The organism is Terrimonas ginsenosidimutans, from assembly GCF_022012415.1.
Classification (GTDB): Bacteria; Bacteroidota; Bacteroidia; order Chitinophagales; family Chitinophagaceae; genus Terrimonas_A; species Terrimonas_A ginsenosidimutans.
Genome location: NZ_JAKLTR010000015.1, coordinates 155,333 through 178,741 on the forward strand (window position 1 = coordinate 155,333; position 23,409 = coordinate 178,741).

16 protein-coding genes are annotated in these 23,409 nt (G+C 45.4%); 9 read left to right on the forward strand and 7 right to left on the reverse strand.

Features of this window, described 5'->3' with window-relative positions:
- Nucleotides 1–61 precede the first annotated feature (61 nt).
- From LZZ85_RS21200 to LZZ85_RS21210, 3 genes are all read right to left on the reverse strand, one after another.
- On the reverse strand, nt 62–2,350 hold the full coding sequence (locus LZZ85_RS21200) for a DUF3857 domain-containing protein (protein WP_237875364.1): 2,289 nt from the start codon (nt 2,348–2,350) through the stop codon (nt 62–64).
- 10 nt (nt 2,351–2,360) lie between these two features.
- Nucleotides 2,361–4,238, reverse strand: coding sequence for a transglutaminase-like domain-containing protein (locus LZZ85_RS21205; protein ID WP_237875365.1), 1,878 nt, complete (start codon nt 4,236–4,238; stop codon nt 2,361–2,363).
- A 128-nt stretch (nt 4,239–4,366) separates the two neighbouring features.
- Nucleotides 4,367–4,972 (reverse strand): 4'-phosphopantetheinyl transferase family protein, encoded by a 606-nt coding sequence (locus LZZ85_RS21210; RefSeq protein ID WP_237875366.1) that lies wholly within the window; start codon nt 4,970–4,972, stop codon nt 4,367–4,369.
- 158 nt (nt 4,973–5,130) lie between these two features.
- Here LZZ85_RS21210 and dcd point away from each other — a divergent pair, with 158 nt between their 5' ends.
- Nucleotides 5,131–5,667, forward strand: coding sequence for a dCTP deaminase (gene dcd, locus LZZ85_RS21215; RefSeq protein ID WP_237875367.1), 537 nt, complete (start codon nt 5,131–5,133; stop codon nt 5,665–5,667).
- Nucleotides 5,668–5,788: 121 nt separating this feature from the next.
- Here dcd and LZZ85_RS21220 read toward each other — a convergent pair whose 3' ends face one another.
- Nucleotides 5,789–6,901, reverse strand: a complete 1,113-nt coding sequence (locus LZZ85_RS21220) for a DUF3810 domain-containing protein (RefSeq protein WP_237875368.1) — start codon at nt 6,899–6,901, stop codon at nt 5,789–5,791.
- 286 nt (nt 6,902–7,187) lie between these two features.
- Here LZZ85_RS21220 and LZZ85_RS21225 point away from each other — a divergent pair, with 286 nt between their 5' ends.
- The 3 genes from LZZ85_RS21225 to plsX all read left to right on the forward strand — a co-directional run bounded on the left by LZZ85_RS21225 (nt 7,188) and on the right by plsX (nt 9,255).
- The gene (locus LZZ85_RS21225) at nt 7,188–7,742 is read left to right on the forward strand and encodes a YceD family protein (RefSeq protein WP_237875369.1); all 555 of its coding nucleotides are present in this window, start codon (nt 7,188–7,190) and stop codon (nt 7,740–7,742) included.
- A gap of 48 nt (nt 7,743–7,790) precedes the next feature.
- Nucleotides 7,791–7,982, forward strand: a complete 192-nt coding sequence (rpmF, locus tag LZZ85_RS21230) for a 50S ribosomal protein L32 (protein WP_237875370.1) — start codon at nt 7,791–7,793, stop codon at nt 7,980–7,982.
- A 334-nt stretch (nt 7,983–8,316) separates the two neighbouring features.
- A complete protein-coding gene (gene plsX / locus LZZ85_RS21235) occupies nt 8,317–9,255 on the forward strand; it encodes a phosphate acyltransferase PlsX (protein WP_237875371.1) in 939 nt (312 codons plus the stop codon).
- A 198-nt stretch (nt 9,256–9,453) separates the two neighbouring features.
- Here the strand turns inward: plsX and LZZ85_RS21240 are convergent, their stop codons facing one another.
- Nucleotides 9,454–11,067, reverse strand: coding sequence for a TgpA N-terminal domain-containing protein (locus tag LZZ85_RS21240; RefSeq protein ID WP_237875372.1), 1,614 nt, complete (start codon nt 11,065–11,067; stop codon nt 9,454–9,456).
- Nucleotides 11,068–11,438: 371 nt separating this feature from the next.
- On the opposite strand from LZZ85_RS21240, the gene LZZ85_RS21245 reads away from it, so the two are divergent.
- The 5 genes from LZZ85_RS21245 to LZZ85_RS21265 all read left to right on the forward strand — a co-directional run bounded on the left by LZZ85_RS21245 (nt 11,439) and on the right by LZZ85_RS21265 (nt 15,875).
- Nucleotides 11,439–12,323: a decaprenyl-phosphate phosphoribosyltransferase gene (locus LZZ85_RS21245; protein WP_237875373.1), complete on the forward strand. Its 885-nt coding sequence runs from the start codon at nt 11,439–11,441 to the stop codon at nt 12,321–12,323.
- An 86-nt stretch (nt 12,324–12,409) separates the two neighbouring features.
- Nucleotides 12,410–13,141: an SDR family oxidoreductase gene (locus LZZ85_RS21250; protein WP_237875374.1), complete on the forward strand. Its 732-nt coding sequence runs from the start codon at nt 12,410–12,412 to the stop codon at nt 13,139–13,141.
- Nucleotides 13,138–13,737, forward strand: a complete 600-nt coding sequence (locus LZZ85_RS21255; RefSeq protein ID WP_237875375.1) for an HAD family hydrolase — start codon at nt 13,138–13,140, stop codon at nt 13,735–13,737. Before LZZ85_RS21250 ends, LZZ85_RS21255 begins: the two co-directional genes overlap by 4 nt.
- Nucleotides 13,738–13,852: 115 nt before the next feature.
- Nucleotides 13,853–14,662, forward strand: coding sequence for a 2OG-Fe(II) oxygenase (locus tag LZZ85_RS21260; RefSeq protein ID WP_237875376.1), 810 nt, complete (start codon nt 13,853–13,855; stop codon nt 14,660–14,662).
- Nucleotides 14,655–15,875 carry a glycosyltransferase gene (locus LZZ85_RS21265; RefSeq protein ID WP_237875377.1) on the forward strand — a complete coding sequence of 407 codons (1,221 nt, stop codon included), beginning with the start codon at nt 14,655–14,657 and terminating at the stop codon, nt 15,873–15,875. The genes LZZ85_RS21260 and LZZ85_RS21265 overlap by 8 nt, the downstream gene beginning before the upstream one ends.
- Before the next feature lie 183 nt (nt 15,876–16,058).
- Here the strand turns inward: LZZ85_RS21265 and LZZ85_RS21270 are convergent, their stop codons facing one another.
- Both LZZ85_RS21270 and LZZ85_RS21275 read right to left on the reverse strand, forming a co-directional pair.
- Nucleotides 16,059–17,285 (reverse strand): glycosyltransferase family 87 protein, encoded by a 1,227-nt coding sequence (locus LZZ85_RS21270; RefSeq protein ID WP_237875378.1) that lies wholly within the window; start codon nt 17,283–17,285, stop codon nt 16,059–16,061.
- Nucleotides 17,286–17,465: 180 nt separating this feature from the next.
- Nucleotides 17,466–23,210 (reverse strand): PKD domain-containing protein, encoded by a 5,745-nt coding sequence (locus LZZ85_RS21275; RefSeq protein WP_237875379.1) that lies wholly within the window; start codon nt 23,208–23,210, stop codon nt 17,466–17,468.
- Between the last annotated feature and the right edge of the window lie 199 nt (nt 23,211–23,409).

The window sequence follows — 23,409 nt, forward strand, 5'->3', positions numbered from 1 at the left end:
ATACGGTAAGAATACTTTCCTGGGTTAGTTGATATTCTATAAGAGTGGGGACAGTATATTGTTAGTTTTTCTTCAGCAACAGCTTCGCATTCGTCCACTCATTAGCCGCATCTATAAACTCCACGAGCTTATTCCAGTTAGCAGCCGGCTCATATCCATGGAAGTAATGCTTGCTCACTTTTATCTCGACAGTCTTTCCTACAAGGTTTGCCTGCACGGTAAAGTAACCGGTTTCGTTTCGCACGTTCCTGTTCAACCCGTCAACTCCTTCTACAGCATATCCCTCGGGGATCTGCACTTTCACATGATACTCGATACTGCGTGGGTATGACATATATACGTCTATGTCTCTTTTCCGCTGCTCCGGTTTGATGGACATCGGTGTTCCCTGGATCTTTCCAATCTCCAGGATAATATTGTTGCCCGCTTTTTTTACTAACCCTTCCATATCAAACGAGGATGAATAAATAAAATCCGGCGCAGTGTGGCGTACACCCATATTATCGATCTTCATCTCTTTCTGATTGGAGATCTCCTGTTCAAACCATTCTTTTGTTTCATCCAGGAAAGATGTTTTTTGCTTCTTCCTCGCTTCCGCAAATGCATTTTTCGCATCCTCTGCAAGCTTGCGTGTACGCTTATTTTCCTCCAGCTGTTCGATCAGCGACTTGCTCTCTCCAAAGGCCCTGAGCTCTGATTCATAGAAGTCTTCATACAGTATAAGCCGGCCCTGCAGGTCAGCCTTAAAATTGCCTTTGATGATGCTTTTCCGCTTTACATTCAATAACGTCTCCCCCGGTGTCAGCGAAAGGATCAGTTGCTCGATATGCGCATTCTTTCCCGACTCGGACACGGGCACTTTAATTCCCGGAAGAACCGTAGCCAGTTTGGCAATGCCATTGGCTCCTCCGACCGAGCCTTTCACCCTGAGGTTGACCACTTTTGTATCCGTTACTCCTTCGACAGTTTCAGGCGTTTCAAACGGCGTTGAAAACACCGATGAGAAACCCATGAACTTGTTTGTTCCCCTCAAAAATGTACTCATGGCGATATCATCCATATCCATCACTTCTTGCATGCGATATCCTTTCCGGTAGTTGCTCAGCAATACCGATCCTTCGATGTCCGCTGCCAGCAATGAGCAATAAGTAAAAAGTGCGAGGCCATCGAAACTTTGCTTACCAATATTGATGGACCTTTCCATGTTGTTGACATTGAAATCAAGCAAACGGGTAAACCGGGCAGCATAATAAACAAATATCGCTTTCTCCTCATCCTCCATCTTCTTGAAATCTATACCCAGGTTTTTAGCATACACTTTTGCATTCTTGATGATCTCGTTAAAATAGGCAATTGACTGAGGAATGTATACGGAGTTATAGAACTCCAACGCCATATTGTTTGCCTTGAGCTCCACAATTTCATCCGTTTCCTTGTTCTTATTTACCTCACCCGGCTTACTGTAGCCGGCAAATTTGCGTCCTATGCCACCCCGGTTGCCAAGCGAAATAAACATTCTTACAAAAGGTAATTGCAATGCCGGCGAAACCCATAAGGTGGTTTCAAAGGCGGGGATATCTTTCTTCACCACATCGATCACAATATCATCATCACTGTTCTTTGATACGTTCAGGTCTGGCGCGCCATTGTAACTGCGGTAATCAATAGCAAACTTCTTACCTAACTGACCATGAAATGAATGATGTAATACCGGAGACTCATCAAACAGGGTAACCACATATGATTTATCTGTAAAATCGTTTGTGAGGCGTATGTTCGTTGCAATAAAATAGTCAACGATATCTCCCGGTTGAAGATCGGGGATCGCCACTTTTGCCTTTTTCTCACTCTTTGATTCATTAGTGAACACGATATCATCCGCGTTTATTTCGCGGACCTTCCCGTCAGCTTTGATCACACGAACCCCTACAAACGTTGTGGAGTTATCTTTCCTGTGAAACCCGCTTTTGTTCTCGAAGCGGGTAAAGCTGAATTCTGAATATTCTTCAACGGCAGACTTGTCGTTCACCTTCACCATCTCACGGGCGATCTCAGAAACAGACATGATCTTGTTGGATGAGAAACCAAGAAAACCATTATAACCGAGTTTTGATTTACTATCTGCTGTAAGTTCGGTATGACGGGCGATCACCACTGAAGATGCTCCCGCATAACGCGCCGGAATTTCTTTGACCCTGAATTCTGCTTTATCCCAGGCCCACACTGTTTTCCGGATCTCTTCGGATTCTTTATGATATTCTGCATCCGATTTGGCTTGTCCATGAGTGCTGTTGATGACGAAAAGAAAACAGGTTGCAGAAACTGCAATCCGGGTAAGAACACTTTTCATTGGAGATGGCTTATTTTACTTTGGTTAAAACGACTTGCTGGTTGTAAAAACCCTTGAGTTTTTCAATATCATTATTCCATTGCGAGAATTGATCTGGTTTGAGCTGTGCCTCTTTCAGGATGATCTCGCAACGATAGTTCAGTTTAGAACCACTTGAAGTATAACTACCGGTAAAGCTGTATCCCGGCTGCTGGATCCTGATGGCAGGTGGCAGGCTTTCCACTTTTTTATCCGCAGGCAATACTACCTCCGTTTCGAAAACCACATGATCCTTGAAATAGAACCAGTAAGGGAGTTTTCTTTTCGAAGTATCGATCTTATAGCCATCAAAATTGCGGCGGTTATCCACTTCCAGGTATGTCTCCTGGTTGAAATCAGCCACTGCGTTTTTCCAGAGGATATCATACTCTACATTGATATCCTTGTTATAATCAGACAGATTAACAACTTTCAGCGCGCTGATCTCGAAATCCTTTCTACCACGTGACAGATAATTGCTAAGCGCATTCTCCTGCTTATCCTGACGGATACTGTTCAGACCAGACAAAAGCATTTCCTTATTTTCCCCTTTCCATGTTTGAACAATGCGGCCTTTAAGCACGCCGCCTTCGAGCGTTAGTTTTCTTTGCTCAATAGATGTATTCTGCTGATAGTCCGCAACAGGCACTTTGTTAAGGATAAAATTTGCGCCATCTTCGATCAGGGTCTGACGCCCCTGTATCCGTTCGGCTACTTCTCCAAAGCCAATATACTTTTCGGTAGCATCCAGGTAAACAGGAACACCCTTATTCATCCACACACTGATCATGTGGTTATCTACCGCCAGGGAAGGCGTGGAATAATCATAAAAAAGGTGACGTGTCCCGATCCAGCAGCGTCTTGCATCCAGATTGATCGAACGAAGCATTTCAGTAACGAGGTTAGCCATCCCTTTGCAATCACCATATTTTTTCTGCAATACATTCTGCGCTTTATCAGGCTTAAATCCAGCGATGCCATCTTCAAAAGCGATATAACGGATATTATCCTGCACCCATTGAAATACTGCTTTTACTTTTGCATCATCGGTAACCAGGCCTTTCGTAACCTCCTCTGCCTTTGCCTTCATTACCTGCGGATCATTTTCTGTTTCCTTTATCAGCTTATGATACCAGTTATATTGATCTTTCAGCGTATTGAAGTACGTATACTTTATCCCCGCTGGTTCTGCATACTTATTCATTACCATGATATGCGGTGCATAATACGTGATGCCGGGTGAAGATGATTCCCGTGGGATCGCCGGCATATTTTTTACCATGTACGTATACATGATCCCGTCTTTTTCAGGGACAGCATTCTTTTTAATATCGAATTTCTCGCAGTTCAGATCTTTTAATTCAGCTTTCATCCATGACGGAATAAAGATCTTCAATTCCATTTCCGCAACAGCTTCAGATCCGGCAAGGTAGATACTGGTGAAATAGTGCGGGTCCAGGGTCGTCTTCTCAAACGTAACTTTTCCCGTGGCGCCTTTCTTTGCAAATGGAAGTTTAAAGTAACAGATGCGGGCATCGGAATAGAAAATGTCGTTCACGCTGTAATACTCGTGTTTCGGAGTAATGCCATGTTTTTTGGAATTATCAACAAGTATCGAAACCTCATCGATCTTCTCCACGTCATTGTAGAATTCGACAACCGGAAAATAAGTATTGTAATTGTTACAGAGATACTGACGTGAACTGGTCTCTTTGATCACAACAGGATGGGCTTCATCGCCTCTCTCGAAACGAAATGAGCGTGCTGCATGGCTGATGGTGATGTTTGCATTGTTTTCTTCATCTGATGACTGAGCCGCTGCAAAAAGCGTACTGAGCATCCAGATGGATATTGGAATGATCTTCTTCATGGTGGTTCTTGTACTTCCTGGTAGCAATATAACGGACCAATATAGAAAATATTACTGCTCTGTACAAGACGAATTGCCGGGATCCCGCCAAAAATTCTCTGCGTTCAGGATGGCTATATCGTTCATTTTTAGTCAGCTACCCACGCCAGCACGATCTGGTCCAGCATCTTGTAATGGATCCGCAGCTCTTTTTGCCTCGGCGTGAAGAAACAGTTGATATATTCCTGTACGGTATCCTGCCCATTTAACCGGATATGTCCCTTGAAATCCACTTTTCCGACCCCATACCATTTGAATACTGCCTCCTTGGCACTCCATAAAGCCGTCAGCTGGTTTAGATCGCCGGTTACCAGCAACTTCTGTTCTTCAGGAGAAAGGAACTTGTCCCTGATCCGCTCGATCTTCTCTACGGGAATTTCAATATCCACTCCCACCCTCTTATTTTTACTCACGATCGCTGCTGCATAATCACCGCAATGAGAAATGGAAAAATGATACTCCTCGCCCGGTAAATAAGGCTTGCGGGTATCAGCTACCTGCACAAGATGATAAGGGAAGTCGGCAAAAAGGAACTGAAGCAGAAAACGGCCCGCCAGATGCTGCACCCGTTTATGCGGGTGGGTCACATCCCGGTGGAGCGGCACATTTCCTTTGAAAAAAGTTTCGTTTTCCTCAATTTTCCAGATCCCTAACCTGGTCGTCTCATCGATCGAATGTTGAAAAAAAATCGGCATCTAAAGCTGTTTCATCTGTATTTTGAAAGAACATCCATTATCCATCATCAAAAATAGAAAAGTAAATAGCCAAAAACTTAGTTTTGCGCCGCATCCGGCTATTTTTCGGATAAACCGGGACTTTATGCTTTGCGGGCAACGTTACTAAATATACTGTTATGATTCTTTCAGACAAGCGCATACTTGAAGAGATGGAAAAAGGAACGATCGGCCTTAAACCGTTCGACCGTGAATGCCTGGGCAGCAACTCCTATGACGTGCACCTGGGTAAATGGCTTGCCACCTATAAGGAACATATCCTCGATGCCAAAAAGCATAATGAGATCGACTATTTCGAGATCCCTGATGAAGGCTTTGTGCTTTACCCGCACATTTTCTACCTCGGTGTTACGCTCGAATACACAGAAACCCATGCCCACGTACCTTTCCTGGAAGGAAAATCCTCTACCGGACGTCTTGGAATTGATATTCATGCTACGGCCGGCAAAGGCGATGTTGGCTTCTGTGGCCACTGGACCCTGGAGATCTCCGTAAAACAACCCGTAAAAGTTTACCATGGCATGCCCGTCGGCCAGCTCATCTACTTCCCCGTAGACGGAGAGATCGAAGTAAAATACAACCAGAAAAAGAACGCCAAATACAGCGGACAACCGGATAAGCCGATAGAGAGTATGATGTGGAAAAACAGGTTTTAAAGTAAAGAGTCAAAATCAAAAAGTAAAAAAGATCTCCTGAACTACTAAGTCTCCGTGGTGTACTGTATAGCCCGAAGGGTGGACTTTATGACGTTTTTTTACTTTTAAATTTTGACTTTCTTTAAATCGCTTCTACCCCAAATTTCTTATAATACGCGATCAGCCACGCCACCACCTCATTGTAGGTTTCTTTGCCACCGGGTTGATTATTGGCTTTCAGGAAATTTCCATAGCCCCAGGATACGAAATTCTCAACAGGATTACGATGACGTTGATAGAATTCGCGCTGTTCGCGGATATCGGCAATCACCACCGGATGCAGCCCCTCGCGTAGTGACTTGGCCAGTGAAGTATCTCTCCGGCGCATTTCGCCGTATGAATAATTGAAAAGGTCGAAGTACATGGAATACCGGAATAAAGGCAAACGGCTTTGACGTCCGGCGAGGAATGCCACAAAATTCGCTTCATTTTCCTTTCCATAGCCAAGCTGGTGTGCGATCTCATGCAAGCTCACAAAAGGTTCGAGAAAAGAAGGGATCGTGGTATTTACCTGGGCTTCGCCCGAAAACGGGTTATAATATCCCTGGAATCCGAGATAATTTCCTAAATAGCTGAAAATCGATGGCTTCAATGACCTGGGGCTATACGCCAAAAAAGGATGATCTTTAGACACCCAATCATATATCGCCGCGCTTTCCCTGAACAGATCTTTTTTCTTGCGGACAGAATCCCGGCGTTCCGGTCCGGCCTGTTCCGCATAGGTATTCAATCTTGATTTAAGCGTTTGAGTCAGCGTATCAAGATCCGCCAGTGAGTATCGCTGCACTTTCAGGCCAAGCTGTACGGCAATCCCCTGCCGGTTGTAATTCAGTCCCCATAATAAGTTGAAGGAAACATAGATGAACAGGAAAAAGAATATCCCCTGCTGAAGCGCTTTGATAAAATACTGGCGATTCAGCTGCTTTTTCACCGCCAACCGGATAAATCCACCTATCCGGTAGATCAGTACAAGCACGAGGAACCCATAGAAAAGATCGCCGATGCTGAATGGGATCCAGCCTAAAATAAACCGCTGAACAGCAACGATCACCGGATAAATACCATAAGTGTAATACCTCTCAACGAGTCCGGGGTACAGCGAGAGCCATTTTATCACAATACAAAGGATCACCAGCAACACCCAACTCCAGCTCTTCATTAAACGCCTGAAGAGCCGGGAAACAAACTTCTGCACAAGTAATTATTTTAAAATATTCTTAATCAACGTCTTAAATTCCTTTTATCCGGCACGCCCAGCCGATCGATGGCCAGTAGCAGATCCGAAACGGCCTCATTCTGCCCAATACGCCCCGCAAATATCTGATACTTATCTTCTTTCTGCAATTTTCTGCTTAACATGCGGGCAATGGTCATCACCCATCGCCAACCATTATTCAAAAAATAATCGCAATAAACAACTCAATATTCCTCAAAGTTTCGCGTAAATCCCTTACCTTTGCCAACTCTTTAAAAAGTTGATCATGGCCTACCGGCGGGAATTTGAGATAGCTTTTGTGGGATTGAAACCCGGTGTTCATGAGTACAGCTACGAGATCACCGATAAGTTCTTTGAGGCATTCCAGCAGCAGGATTTCCACAACTGCAAGGCGAATGTAAGGTTGTTACTGGACAAAAAAAACGGTTTCATGTTGTTGAAATTTGAAATCGGAGGATCACTTGAAGTGACCTGTGACCGGTGCAATAATAACCTTCCCCTTGATCTGTGGGACGAGTTCAATATCACCGTGAAAATGGTGGAAGAACCCGAACTGATGAATGACCAGGAAGAAGATCCCGATGTGTACTACATCAGCCGTGGCGAAAGCCATCTTGATGTGGCTGCATGGATCTACGAATTCATCAACCTCACTATTCCCATGCAGAAAACATGCGGATATGATGATGCCAGCGGCCCTCATTGCAATCCAAAAGCAATGGAAATGCTGAAAAAACTGGAAACCAAAGAGAACGAAAAAGAGAAAACAGAAAATCCGATCTGGAAAGGGTTGGAGAAATTTAAAGACCTGGATAATTAAAGCATTGGGCAGCAATGCCTTTTTTTTAAAGATTATAATTGTTGAGTTATGCCAAATCCGAAACGCAGACACAGCCAGCAGAGAAGCGCAAAACGTAGAACGCACTATAAAGCTACTGCACAGACTTTAACTATTGATAGCGCTACAGGCGAAACACACGTTCGTCACCGCGCACACGTGAGCGAAGGCAAGCTTTACTATAAAGGTAAAGTTGTAGCTGAGAAGTCTCCTGTAAAGTAAAAAGTCAAAATTAAAAAGTCAAAATCCGGTTCCTGTTGTCAGGAAAGGATTCCTTTTTAATATACTTGAGTAATTGATTCCAAAATTCATTGGGCATTGTCTGATGGAGTTTGGAATTTCTGTTTTTGGGAAACAAGATAGTACGGATCACAGGCGGGTCGGGGTAATGGAAATATGATGACAGATGGCCTTCATTATATCTTTCTGCGATAGTTTTGAGTAAACAGCAATACAGAATCACCCGCAGTCAGCCGTCCGTCGTCCCCCGGCTTCCCGAAACTATCTCCACTTTTTTACTTTTTACTTTTTACTTTTGACTTCATATAAGCTTCCAATGAATATAGGACTAGACATGATGGGTGGCGACCTTGCTCCGCTCGAAGCGGTAAAAGGCGTATTGCAATACCTAAATGAAGACAGTTCAGCTTCTGTTCTCTTCCTCATCGGCGACCAGCCGAAGGTTGAGCAATTACTGGACGAGCATAAGGTGTCACGCGAACGTATCCAGGTGATACATTCGGAGCAAGTGATCGACATGCACGAACACCCCACCAAAGCCCTCAAGGAAAAGCAACGCTCTTCCATCGCTATCGGGTTCCATTTGCTGGCAACCGGAAAGATCGATTCATTTATCAGTGCAGGCAACACAGGAGCCATGCTGGTAGGTGCCCTCTTCAGCATTAAGGCGCTGGAAGGCGTACTCCGGCCAACTATCTCCACCATCATTCCACGGGAAAACGGCAATACAGGTCTTCTGCTCGATGTCGGTCTGAACGCAGATTGCAAACCCGAGCAGCTTAACCAGTTTGCCATCATGGGATCCGTTTATGCACAACTGATGCTCGATATCAGCAACCCCAGGGTCGGACTCATGAATGTCGGTGAAGAGGAAGGCAAAGGCAACCTGCTTGCCCAGGCAACCTATCCCCTGCTTAAAGAAAATAAACATATCAATTTCATCGGCAACATCGAAGGACGTGATGTTCTTGAAGACAAAGCAGACGTAATGGTTTGTGAAGGCTTTACGGGCAATATCATTCTCAAACTGGCCGAATCCCTCTATGAGATCACGCACCGCCAAAAGATCGAGCATGAATACTTCGAGCGATTCAACTTTGAAAACTACGGCGGCACACCCGTACTCGGCGTAAGCAAACCCGTAATAATCGGTCACGGCATCTCAAAAGCCAAAGCCTTTAAGAACATGATCAAAGTTGCGCAGCAAATGATAGAGAAGGATGTGCTGGGAAAGATGAAGGAAGAACTGAAGTAGTTGACCGTTGACCGTTGACCGTTGACCGTTGACCGTTGACCGTTGACCGTTGACCGACACAAATTAAAAGAGGGGGGTTATCGTTTAAAACGATAACCCCTCTCTTTTAATTTGTATACGAAGATGCAATTCTATTCTACCTCGATTGAATTCCGGGCAACGGTCAACGGACAACGGTCAACGGACCACAATCACCGATCACCGAACATACACCTCAATCATCCCCTTCGTATCCCCCCTTCTCGGTGCAAAGAAAGAATCCACCATCTGGTAATGTACTTTCAGGCTGTCACGGACCCTGAATGGATAGAAATTGTTCAGGGTCGGGATGTTCTCAAATAATACGAGATCGTATTTTTTATCCGCAATATTCTTTTCAAACATCTCCGCCTGCTTGTTGAACATACCCACACCAAGGTGATACCAGAGCGGGTAGTGTTCTCCCTTTTCCAGCTTATAAGGCATTTCGACAGCAAGTGGGGTAAGCTCACTCATATTCAATACACTCAGGTCTTTCTTTTGCTTTACGATATCCATATTCAACAGGCGCTTCATTCCATCAATGGTTGGCGCTGGCATATAGATATTTTTGAAAGACTTAAGATCGGAGAATGTCCACTCTGACAGTGGGATCTCCACGGTATCTTTTGGAAAGATCATGTAGGTCTGTTTATTCACCACATTTTCCGCAGAAGCAATTGACTGTTCTTTTTTCGGCATTGCCCTGTCCAACACACGCTCGATATACCTCCAGTACACATTACTCCACCATAAGAGTATGCCACAGGTAAGCACAGCGAATACCAGCCTTTTTCTTGGTTCGAATGCTGGTAGTGCTGACAATTGCGCCAGGATAAAGGCAATCGCAAAACTGTGAAAGAATATGTTATTGTCCGGGGGAGTATAACTGGTTACCTGGAATACAGCAGCTTCTGCCAGTATCGCAATTGTGAGGAACAGGAACAGCACATCTGTCTTGCTGGTCCAGAAATCCTTCCAGGTCCTGAATCTTAACAGCAGAACGATCGCGATGATGAACAGGTAAAATTTGATCCACATGGAACCGATGAAGAATTCCTGAACGATATCCATCAAAGAGATCCGTGCAGAATGGGGAGCCTGCCCATGATTGAACCAGTAGCCGAATCCATATCTCGAAAGATAGAGGATAACGATCAGGCCGATTGCAAACAAGGTTCCGCCAAAGATCAGTGCCGGCCTCCATTTACGTGTCTGCAAACTGTGTAAACCCGCAACCGCAAGACTGATCAGTACTGCGAGCGCACCTGCGTCCTGTTTCGTAAAAAACGAACACATCGTAAAGAATGCGGCAAGCACGAGTAACAGTATTTGTTTTTTAGCGGCCTGTTCGGCAAGCGCTTTTAACAGAAAGGCCAATCCCACCAATTCGTATACTATTACGGTATGGTTATACCATGGCCAGAAATTGAAAAAGGAATAGGAAAGGCAGAACAGCAGTATGCTGGAAAAACGCACAGCTGAAGAGACTTTGAAACTTTTCAGTATGGAGCGGAATGCCAGTCCGGAAAGAATGTTCAGGAATACCTGTGCCTTTACCAGGGTGATCATCGCCGGACCGAACAGCTTGAAAAAGATCGCGGGCACCGCCCAGTACATCCCTCCCATCGGCAGGCCGAAATCACGGAAAGGGACCTCACCATTACTCATCCGGTAGGCGCCCTCCCAGGAGAGGAAAATATTCACACGATAAGGAAAGGTGGAGAACAGGGGTATTGATGCGAGAATTACAATTAACCCGATCTCAACGTAATTGATGTATCTGCTTTTCATAATTAGGTGGCTAATATAGAAATAAAGCTTGGCTGAATCAAGGGGGAACGCGACAGGCTAATAATAAATCGAGATTAAGTGTACAGGCCGCAAGGCTCACGCCTCGCCCGGCTTATCATAACCGCCCGAAGCCTTTTCCCACCAAACAATGCATTTCCTTGCGTCCTTGCCGGCTTTTGCTCCCTTTCGATATTTCCAGGCTTAGCAACTTGTCGATTTGCCCCTTAAAAGATAGGGCCGCATTTTCCGGGATGTCAACCATCAACCGCCAGCACCGTCTCACAGCCCAAAATACCCGCCCGGCTAAAGCTTTCCCCACAATTATAATTTATCCGTTTTAGTTTGTATTTTGTCGCACAATTTGATCTAAAGTGGCATATATTAAGCTATTACGTCCCAAACACTGGGCAAAAAACCTTTTCCTTTTCATCCCTTTATTTTTTGCAGGAGAGTTTCTCAACTTCGAAAAGATCTCCCAGATCCTGCTTGGCTTCATCGCTTTTTCGGCTATCGCGAGCAGTATTTATATCCTGAACGATTACCGGGATATCGAAGATGACCGTAAACATCCTAAAAAGAAATTCCGCCCGCTGGCAAGTGGAGCAGTTTCCAAACCTGCTGCGCTCGTTATCGCGGCAATATTGATCGTAGGTGGATTCGGACTTGCTTATTTCATCCGCGACAAGTTCATGTTTGTTCTCGGCATCTATTTCTTTATCAATGTCGGTTATTCCTTTGGTTTAAAGAATGTTGCGATCCTTGATATAATCCTCCTTGCGGCTGGCTTTGTTTTGCGCGTTAAAGGCGGATCTGTGATCTCCAACATCGCGCTGTCAGAATGGATCGTGATCATGGTCTTCCTTTTGGCCGTATTCATGGCCCTGGGTAAGAGACGCGACGATGTTATCTTAAAAATAAATTCCGGGGTGGATATGAGGAAGTCTATAAAAGGCTATAATTTAGAGCTTCTGAATTCATTACTTGCCCTGATTTGTGCTGTTATTGTGGTGGCGTATTTCATGTACACCATGTCTCCGGAAACAATGACAAAACTTGGAACTCATCGTTTATATTATACCTGTCTTTTTGTAATGGCAGGTCTCATGAGATACCTCCAGATCATATTCGTACAGGCAGACTCCGGGTCGCCAACAAAAATCCTTTACAAAGACCTTTTCATTCAAATCGTTCTCATCCTTTGGATCGCCAGTTTTGCTGCCATCATTTACATAAAAGATTTTTCATTTTTTGAATAGCTGGAGCGCTGACTGATAACCGGGTTTCGTTCCCGGAACAGACGGTAAGCTTTTTAAAGCGAACTTATATTTATAACAGACTGAAGATGCCAACTGCTTTAATACTAGGGGCCACGTCCGATATGGGCATGGCTGTTGCCAAAAAATTTGCACAGGAGAAATATAATATTCAACTGGCTGGTAGAAATACCGCAGCACTCGCCCCGCTTAAATCCGACCTCGAGATCAGATTCGGAATTTCCTGCACCGCCCACCAATTCGACGCGGCAGATTTCAACTCACACCAGGCTTTTTATGACAACCTGCCTGTAAAGCCTGAAGTGACTGTCTGCGTGGTAGGTTATATGAATGATAATGAAAAAGTGATCGCAGACTTCTCTGAAACGCTCAACACGATCAATTCAAATTATACCGGGCTTGTTTCAATCCTGAATATCATTTCAAAAGATTATGCAGACAAACAGAGTGGTGTGATCGTGGGGATCAGCTCGGTTGCCGGCCTGAGAGGGCGTCAAAGCAATTACATCTACGGAAGCGCAAAAGCCGCTTTTACCGCTTATCTCTCGGGGCTGCGTAACAGGTTATATCATCATAAAGTACACGTGGTAACTGTTCTGCCTGGTTTTGTATACACGAAAATGACCGCAGACCTGGCCCTTCCCAAACTGCTGACCGCTTACCCCGAACAGGTCGGTGATGCGATCTATAAAGCGGTTCAAAAGCGCAAGAACGTTATCTATGTGAAATGGTTCTGGAAATGGATCATGCTGATCATTACTTCCATTCCTGAGAACATGTTTAAAAAGAAAAAACTGTGAAAAAAGGGATTGCATTTTTCGACTTTGACGGGACGATCACCACAAAAGATACCCTGCTGGAATTCATCAAATTCAGCAAAGGGACTTTGCCCTTTTATGCCGGCTTTGTTCTGTACAGCCCGTATCTGATCGCTTATAAACTGAAAGTGATCTCAAACCAGCTGGCAAAAGAGAAAATACTTGCACATTTTTTCGCAGGAATGTCAGCAGAACAGTTCACCATTCTTTGCAAACGTTTTGTCGAGGAGAAATTACCAGCCCTGATCAGACCCGGAGCCCTGGAAGAGATCCGTGAACATCAGAAAAACGGGACCGCCGTCGTGATCGTGTCTGCCTCCCCTCAGAACTGGATCAGCGAGTGGACCAATCAGATCAACGTTCAGCTGATGGCAACAAACCTGGTTGTGGTAAATGGCCGCATTACCGGGAAGATCGATGGCAAAAACTGTCACGGAGAGGAGAAAGTCAGAAGGATCAGGGATAAATACACCCTGGACGAATTCGGAGATATTTATGCTTACGGAGATACGAAGGGAGACCTGCCCATGCTGGCGATCTCCAATCATCCCTCCTACAGGCCTTTCAGGAATCAATAAAATGACAATACCGGTACAGACGGAATGTAGTATTTAGGAAAAACTATGATTTATTTTATACTTTAGCCTGCATCCCAAGCACCACCCTTAACATAACCAAGTAAATAAAACCACTATGGATTTCATCAACAAAACAGCCGAAGAGCTGAAAGCTTTTGGAGCATCAAAAAGCGAAGCGTATAAGAATGCTGCCCCGTTTCCCAGCGGTTATTATAATGACTTCTTCAATGCAGAACGTCTGAAGGAAATATTGGAAGAATTCCCTGATCTGGCTGCAAAATCAGATCTTAAATTCAGTGATGCGAACCAGGTAAAACTTGCCTCTAAAGGCGAATACCGCTTCGGAGAAAAAACAAAAGAGTTCATGCACTTCCTGAACTCACAGCCATTCCTGGAATTCCTGACTGAACTGACAGGTATCCAGAACCTCATCCCCGACCCCTTCTTTGACGGCGGAGGCTGCCACCAGATCATGCCCGGAGGAATGCTGAAAATACATGCCGATTTCAATAAACATCCCAATACAAAGCTTGACCGCCGTCTGAACGTACTCGTTTACCTGAACGAAGACTGGCACGAAGAATATGGTGGACATTTCGAATTGTGGGATACCGAAATGAAAGGTGCTGTTACCAAGATCCTGCCGCTGTTCAACAGGATGGCGATCTTCTCAACTACCAGCAATTCCTTCCACGGACATCCGAATAAACTGACCTGCCCTCCTGACCGCAGCCGTAAATCACTCGCACTGTATTACTATACGAACGGCAGACCGGAAGAAGCTGCAGGACTGACTCATTCTTCAGAACATAACACGATCTTCAAAGCAAGACCGGAAGATAAAACATCACTCAGCCTGAAAGAGATAGTAAAACAGATCACTCCTCCTATTATTTTAAACGCATTCCGTCGAAAAAATGGATAACTCCCTAAGAGGCAGGGATATTGTTGTGATCGGACTGCAACCCTGGTATTACCCTATTGGCAGCAATTGTAAAAACATTGCCACTCATTTCGCTTATGATAACAGGGTATTGTATGTGAACCTTCCGATCAACCGGAAGACTTATCTTTCGCGCGGCAAGAACGAAGGTGTTGCCGTTCATAGTGAGATCATCCGGAAAAAGAAAGATGAACTCAAGCAGATCAATGAGTCCATGTGGGAACTGTATCCCCTGTCGGTTGTTGAATCCATTAACCGGATACCTTCCAATAAGGTATTCAGTACGATTAACTATTTCAACAATAAACGATTTGCAAAGGATATCGCAAACGCAGTAAAGAAACTTGGTTTTAAAGATGTCATCATCTTTAATGATAACGATATCTATAATGGATATTATTTGAAGGAATTTCTTCGCCCTTCGTTGTACATCTACTACATGAGAGATTTTCTCCAGGGCTATGACTACTGGAAAAAACACACATCGATCATGGAGCCCAAACTGATCGCGAAAGCAGACCTGGTGGCAACGAATTCTACTTACTACGCGGAATACTGCCAGAAGTATAACCCTAATTCCATCTTTATGGGTCAGGGCTGCAACCTCGAGCTGTTCAACCCCGAACTGGTAAAGAGTGTGCCGGAAGATCTTAAAGAGATCAAACGCCCAATAATTGGATACGTCGGAGCTATTGACTCGGCAAGACTTGATGAAAAGATCATCGAAACGATCGCCACAACGCATCCCGAATGGAGTGTTGTACTGGTTGGACCGGAAGATGAACACTTCCAGGCAAGCTCATTGCACAAGCTGGAGAACGTTCATTTTCTTGGACGCAGAGCGATGAACCAGCTGCCGGATTATATTGCCGCATTCGATGTTTGTATAAACCCCCAGTTTGATAATAACATCACAATTGGTAACTATCCATTGAAGATCGATGAGTATCTCGCAATGGGCAAACCGGTTGTTGCAACGCGTACAGCGACCATGAAGCTCTTCGAAGATCATGTATCGCTGGCAAAAGAACCGAAAGACTATCCCACTTTGATCGAATCCTGCCTGGCTGACCGGTCTCCTGAAACAAATCAATCCAGAATTGATTTTGCCAGAACACATGACTGGGGCAATGCGATGAAAACGCTCTATAGCGCAATCAATGAGACATACAGGAAGAAAACTGCTCACAAATAACCGACAGTTGAACTAAATGATAAGGGCCCTTTTCCGAAGGGCCCTTATCATTTAGTTCAACTGGTATCTGAAAGCACGATTTCTCCGGAGAAAATCACACACCGGGAATAGAAACCTTTCAGCATTCATACGTCCTCCCGCTCCTCCCGGAAAGCTTTTCACCAGGATTATCATGATCAAATTTCAGGTCAAACGGCTCTCCTGATTCAGCCGTGCATTTCTATAGTAGTGAAAAACAAGAACAGTCATAAAGAGAAGTGCCATCAGCAAAAACCGTGAGTAATACAGGTTCTGTAAAGACAGCGGGATCTTTTGCAAAAAGCCTGGCGCATTATGAACAGGGATCAGTAAAAGAACCGCCCCAACTAAATAGATCGCCGTAAGCCATTTCGGAAAAACGCGGGAGAATAGCAACTGCTGAAAGCAGATAAAAAGTAAAGGCGCCATGAAGATAAAAGAATGCCCCCATCCCAGTGTTGAAAATACCGGGATCAATGCCATGAAGAAGGCACTGCCGGTTGCGCCAACAAATGCCCGCGACCTGTTCGTTGCAAAGAACACGATCACCACGATGAACATCGCAAGGTTTGTCGTTTTGACCCAGCCCGGGATCTGATAAACATTCGGCCATCCAAAGAACTGCTCATTTCCCGCACCCATCCGGTACAGAAATGCAGGCAGAGACTGGTTGATGATGTGTGAACTTGTATAATTGGATAGCTCTCTTAGTTTATGCAGGTGATCCAGGTACAATTGGAATGGTAAAACGGGCAGCAGCAATAAAGCAATTCCAAGGCCGGCGACAAATGCCCATCCGATCACTATACGGCCCTGCCGGGTTCTCATCGCCCAGAAGACCAGCACTACCGGGTATAATTTGATCCATACTGCAAGTGCCAGCATAATGCCGGCGAGTACAGGCCTGGTGGGCATCAGTCGCACAAATAACACACACAGTAGCAGAACGATCACATTGATCTGTCCCATCACCAGGTTATGAAACATCATCGCCGTACATGCGAGGAAGATGCTTACCAGGGCATTATTGATCCGGCTGGTTTTTACAGCATTCTCGGACTCCCAGATGCGCCTCCATATTTCCATTGCCAGGAAAAAAGATATAAAAACAACTGAGATGAACAGGCCGTAGGCCACTTTTAAGGGCAGTAAACTGAACAGTGAAAATAACAGGATGCATGGCGGCGGATAAAGGTATTGATCAAAACCCGGCTTCTCCATGTCATACAGCGCCGAAGGAGTGTCCCTGAACCGTAATGCCGCTTCATAGTAGATCCTGAAGTCTGCCGCCGCATCACCGGAAAATAAGGTGGGAAGCTGGTACAGGAAAAAACCAAGCCCCAATAAGGAAAGCAGTAAAATGGGTTTGTTTATAGCGGCTCTTTCTGTCATAACGTAAATGTATATCCGGCCTGGAAGCTCGTTCACACCGGCAACAATGAATGCCTGTAAATATAGTATAACATCAACAACTCTTGTAATGGATGGAGGTCTGTGTGGAAAACAGGATCATAGCAAATAAAAAAGGGCTGACCATTCGGTCAGCCCTAAGAAATCAGGTCATTATCGATCTTAGCGAACTTTCAGTAAAGTGATCGTCTTGGAGTTATTGATATCAACACCCACTTTCACGAAATAAGTTCCAGGAGTCAGTCGGTTGATATTAATACGCTTGTACACTACGCGCTCCTGTCTCATGAATTGTTCATGATATACTACCATTCCTTTATTGTTATAAACGGTGATGTTGGTAGGAGCCTTCAGCGTTGTCGCAGTGATCTTAATGGTCACTACATCAGATGCCGGGTTAGGGAACAAACCAACTTCAGCCTTCTCGATCACTGCAGGTTTTACCACTACGGAAACAGTGGCTTTCGCAGTTGCACCAGAGTTGTCGGTTACTTTCAGTTCAAAAACATAAGTACCAGCTTCGAGCGCTTCAACGGTAGTCGCAGCAGCGTTAGGAGACGTGATCCTGAATGAAGCAGGGCCCGAAACCTTTGTCCATGCATAAGATGAGATCACTCCGTCCGGATCAACACCACTTCCTGTCAGTCTTACATTATCAACAGGTAAGGTGATCTCCAGGTTTGTGCCCGCATTTGCCACTGGCAGTTGGTTTGGAGCAGCTGGTGCTGCATTTACCACCACTGTCGCAGTACTCTTAGCACTTGCACCACGGTCATCCGTTACAGTCAGTTCGAACTGATACGTACCCTGAACGAGGTTGTTGATCACCGTCTGCGCCTGCGCAGGAGTAGCGATTGTAAAGGAAGCAGGTCCTGAAATCTTCGTCCACTGATATTTTACAATGCTGCCATCCTGGTCAGTACCACTGCCGGTCAACGTAACCGTTGAAGTTGGCAAAGTGATCGTTTTGTTGCCACCAGCGTTAGCTGTCGGAGCAATGTTCACAGGTGTTGGAGCCAGTATTACTTTAACAGTTACAACATCTTTCGCTGTACCGCCATTATTGTCTGTCACGGTGAGTTCGAACTGATAGTCACCTGCAGTCAGGTTATTGATCACAGTCTGTGCCTGAGCCGGGGAAACGATAGTGAAAGTTGCAGGACCAGCGATCTTAGTCCAGGCATAGCTCACGATAGTTCCGTCAGGATCAGATCCGCTTCCGCTCAGTGTTACTGTAGAAACTGGTAGTGTGATCGTTTTATTTCCGCCACCATTTGCCGTAGGCAGTTGGTTCACTGGTGCCGGAGCCGCATTTACTGTAACAGTAACTATGTCTTTATCTACACCACCACGATCATCTGTCACAGTCATTTCAAACTGGTAAGTACCCTGAACCAGGTTATTGATCACTGTTTGTGCCTGTGTTGGAGACACGATAGTGAATGTAGCCGGACCAGAGATCTTAGCCCACTTGTAGCTTACGATAGTACCATCAGCATCTGTTCCTGAACCGGATAATGTAACTGTCTGAACAGGGAGTGTGATCGATTTATTCGAACCGGCATTCGCCGTTGGAAGCTGGTTGGATGGCTGTGCAGCTGCATTTACTGTAACAGTCACCAGCGCTTCATCCGTTCCGCCACGATTATCTGTAACCGTGAGTTTGAACTGGTAAGTTCCCTGAATCAGGTTATTGATCACCGTCTGAGCCTGCGTTGGAGACACGATAGTGAATGTAGCCGGACCAGAAACCTTAGTCCACTGATAGCTTACGATAGTTCCGTCAGGATCTGAACCACTACCCGCCAGTGTAACTGTTGATACAGGAAGTGTGATTGATTTATTACCACCACCGTTTGCTGTTGGCAATTGGTTGGCAGGCAAAGGTGCCGCATTTACCACAACTGTAACTGTTGCTTTGGCAACGCCGCCACGGTTGTCTGTAACAGTCAGTTCAAATTGATATGTTCCCTGAACCAGGTTATTGATCACTGTCTGGGCCTGTGTTGGAGATACGATGGTAAATGTCGCAGGACCAGCAGTCTTCGCCCACTGATAGCTGACAACTGTGCCATCAGGATCTGTACCGCTACCACTCAGGGTAACTGTAGAAATTGGCAAGGTGATCGTTTTATTACCGCCACCATTTGCAGTTGGCAATTGGTTAGCCGGTAAAGCTGCAGCGTTCACCGTAACATTTACAGTCGCTTTTGCAATACCACCACGGTCATCTGTTACTGTCAGTTCAAACTGGTAGGATCCCTGAACCAGGTTATTGATCACCGTTTGCGCCTGCGCAGGAGATACGATGGTAAATGTTGCAGGACCGGAGATCTTCGCCCACTGATAGCTCGCGATAGAACCATCAGCATCAGTACCGCTGCCGGTCAGGGTAACTGTCTGTATCGGCAAAGTGATCGTTTTGTTACCACCGCCATTTGCTGTAGGCAACTGGTTAGCTGGCAAAGGCGCAGCATTCACCGTAACGGTAACAACAGTTGTTCCTGATGCTCCCTGGTTATCGGTAACCGTCAGCTCAAATTTATATACACCCTGTACCAGGTTATTAATAACAGTCTGGCTTTGGGTTGGAGATACGATTGTGAAAGTATTAGGACCGGAAATTTTAGCCCAGCGATAGCTCGCGATCGTTCCATCAGCATCAATACCGCTACCGGTGAGGGTTACAGTCTGAGTTGGTAGAGTGATCGTTTTATCGCCACCACCAACAGCTGTCGGAGGAAGGTTGCCCGCTCCTATCTGTACAGTGATCGCTACCGTATCGCTGATCGTACCGTTACGTGTATCTCTCATTTGTACACGGAAGCGATACACACCATTCACCAGGCCGGTAACTGCCGACTGATTAGCTTGAGGTGATTCTATTCTCGCCGTGTTCGGACCGGCAAGCTGGAACCATTTCCAACCCGCGATCTGATCAAGGGAAGACGCAGTACCCGTTGCACTCAGATTGGTAGAGTTTGTTGTAACTGTTCTGTCTGCACCTGCAGATACAACATATTTAACGAAGCTCAGGTACTGTACCGGTTGACGTGCCAGGATGCTGCGCTGTTCAGGAGCTACCTGGTCGAGACCGTTAGGATATACGCTTTCATTCTGTAATTGAATACCTTTTGCACCAACGAGTGATTTTTCACGGCCGTTGAAGTAAGTACTGTCTTTGTCGTCACTTGCCCACACGTAGAAGTTGAAGATCACACTTGACCACAATTTATTCCAGACGCGGCCGGGAGCTGGCGGAGCCAGTTCATAAGGCTTGTTGATCATGAACGCAGGGTCACCTTCATGCCATGCACCTGAATAAGGATTGCTCCAGAGTTCCTGTTTGTTATATTTCTCATCACCGGTGCCGATCTCACCATTACCATTGTCACCAATACCACGGCGAACACCTAATACGTCGATCCAGTGGAGAGCATTAGAGCTTGATACGATCTGTTTGATCGGTTGTTTAACATCCCAAAGTGTTTTCAATGCCACAGGCTGAGCTGCCGCACTGGAACCACCCCAGTATTTATAGGCATTACCCCACGCATAAGGATAACCAGCATCCTGAGGGCCACCAGCTTCCGGAACGATCGCTACGCTGTAGTCGAGGTAACCGGTAGTAATGCTGATCGCAGGAGCAGGAAGAGTCTTTTTAACTGCTGCGGAGCTGTTCTTTGTTCTTTCCCATACTTCACCTGTTGTAGTCAGGAAAAGCACTTTACCTCCCATGGCCACGTCCTTCACTTTCATGCCTGCTGGAGAGATCTGGATTGGTTTGGTGATAACCGCAGTTCCTGGAAGGAACCCATAATCATCGTTACCAAAATACCAGACAGTGCCATCCGCGCGGAGGAACATGTAATCATAGAAATATCCCCAGCTCTTTACTGCATCATTGATCGCACGGCCCAATGTATCGGTGCTCAGATGCGTGGTAATTGCACCACCCTGACGGTTCAGGAACACTGTACCATCCGTTGCTACCGCGAGCGTACTGTTAAACCCTGCACTGATATTCGCAATATCTTTATTATTACCAATAGTCATGGTATCGATCCTCAACGCACTGTTCACGAATTTGTATCTGCGGATCTTGCCGTCACTGTACAACCAGGCACATCTGTACTCTGTTGGAGCTACATCAACTACACGGAGTGAATTTCCATTGTTATTGGATGGCTGTCCATTCACAACAATGGTTACATCGCTGTAAGATGTGCCCCCTGTGCTGTTCGTTACAGTAAGTCTGAATACATAAGTTCCCGCTGTTGTTAAACCAGTTACACTGGTATTTGCCGTCGCAGGAGAGGAAATAGTTGCAGATGGTCCGCTCACTTTTGTCCAGGCATAACTGCTGACTGTAGTTCCAGCAGGAGTTGTTGCAGATCCGGTTAAAGAAGCAGTTGATGAAGGCAACGTAATAGTCGCACCACCACCTACAGTTACAACTGGAAGCTGAACTGCCGCGCTGTTCACCACAACGGTTACATCTTTATAAGAAGAACCAGTCGTATTATTCGTAACAGTAAGTCTGAAAACATAAGTTCCCGCAGTAGTCATACCGGTAATGTTGGTATTTGCAGTTGCAGGAGAAGAGATCGTTGCAGCAGGTCCGCTCACTTTTGTCCAGGCATACGTGCTGATGGTAGTGCCGGCCGGAGTTGTGGCAGATCCTGTCAAAGAAGCCGTTGAAGTAGGCAATGTAATAGTCGTGCCGCCACCCACAGTTACAACCGGAAGCTGAATCGCGGCTGCGTTCACGGTAATACTTACATTGCTGCTTACCGACAGGCCAAGAATATTTGTTACAGTAAATTTGAATACATATGTACCAACTTGCAAACCGGTTACCGCGGTGTTCTGCGCTGTTGAAGCACTGAACGTCGGAGTGTTCGGTCCGCTTTCCATCGTCCATTTGAATCCGAGAATGGGATTGCTGGAATTATAAGTTCCCGCCAGGTTAATCGTTGCCGGAACCGTTACCGTCTGTGCATTTCCCGCACTTGCAGTAAGGGTTGATGCCGGCGGAGGTTGTGAACCGCCACGGCGGATGTTCACCATCAGATCCCACAGGTTTTTTGTAGGATTGAAAAAACGGTTGGTCATCTGGAAAGGAGGATTCCAGGCTGCAGAGTTGTGATCTGCGCCAGGCACTTCATAATACCAGTATTTTTTAGGGTTATTAGCGCCGATCAGACCTAATATAGTAGAGTTGTACACTCTCGCTGTTGCAACGTGCGCATCAAGTGCTCCACAAATATTGAAACAGGCAAGGCCGTTCCGGAAAGCCGCATTGAAGTTGGCTTCATTACCACCTTCATAACCTAATGCACTGATCGTAACGATACCAGCGAGTTGACTGCTAACAGCCTGCTCTTCTCTGGGCATACTCCAGGCACCACGTCCGCCGGCAGATAATCCACCTACCCACATACAAGTCTGATCTACGCGATATTTCGCTTTGATATCATTTAATATCCATTTCACATGAGGAAAAGAATAACTATAACCAGTGTTTGCGGCATGTGGCGAAACAACGATGAATTTAATTTTCTCGCCCGTAACAGAATCAATGCCAAAAGGCTTCATGCCCTGAGCGATCAATTGAGGAAGAGATGTATTATTAACAATACTAATATTGTTGCCATTACCTTCTCCGGCACCATGAAGGAAGATAAAAAGGGGATATTTTTTGTTGGCATTTTCAGGCAGAAAATAATCGTCAGGATAATATATAAGAGCCTGACTATTTTGGCCCGATTGAGAAATTGGCACGTTGATTACGGTCTGATTGCCGATCACCGTCCCGACAGGCTGAACCTGTGCATTTGTGATTGCTGCCGAGCCGAGACATAGCATAACTATGAAAGCTCGAACACTGAGTAAAATGGTTTTCATAAAGGATTAATTGAATTCTATACGGTTATACACTTAAAAGTCCACTCAAAATGCTACTTCTAAACAAATAGCTAATTATAGTAAAATTAGCAGCCAGCCAAATTGAACAATAAAAAAATAATTCACATTTTCAAAAAAGCTGTGGATATTCTGCCCCGGATTAACTTGGGTCGTTTATAACTAAAATTATGCCATAGCG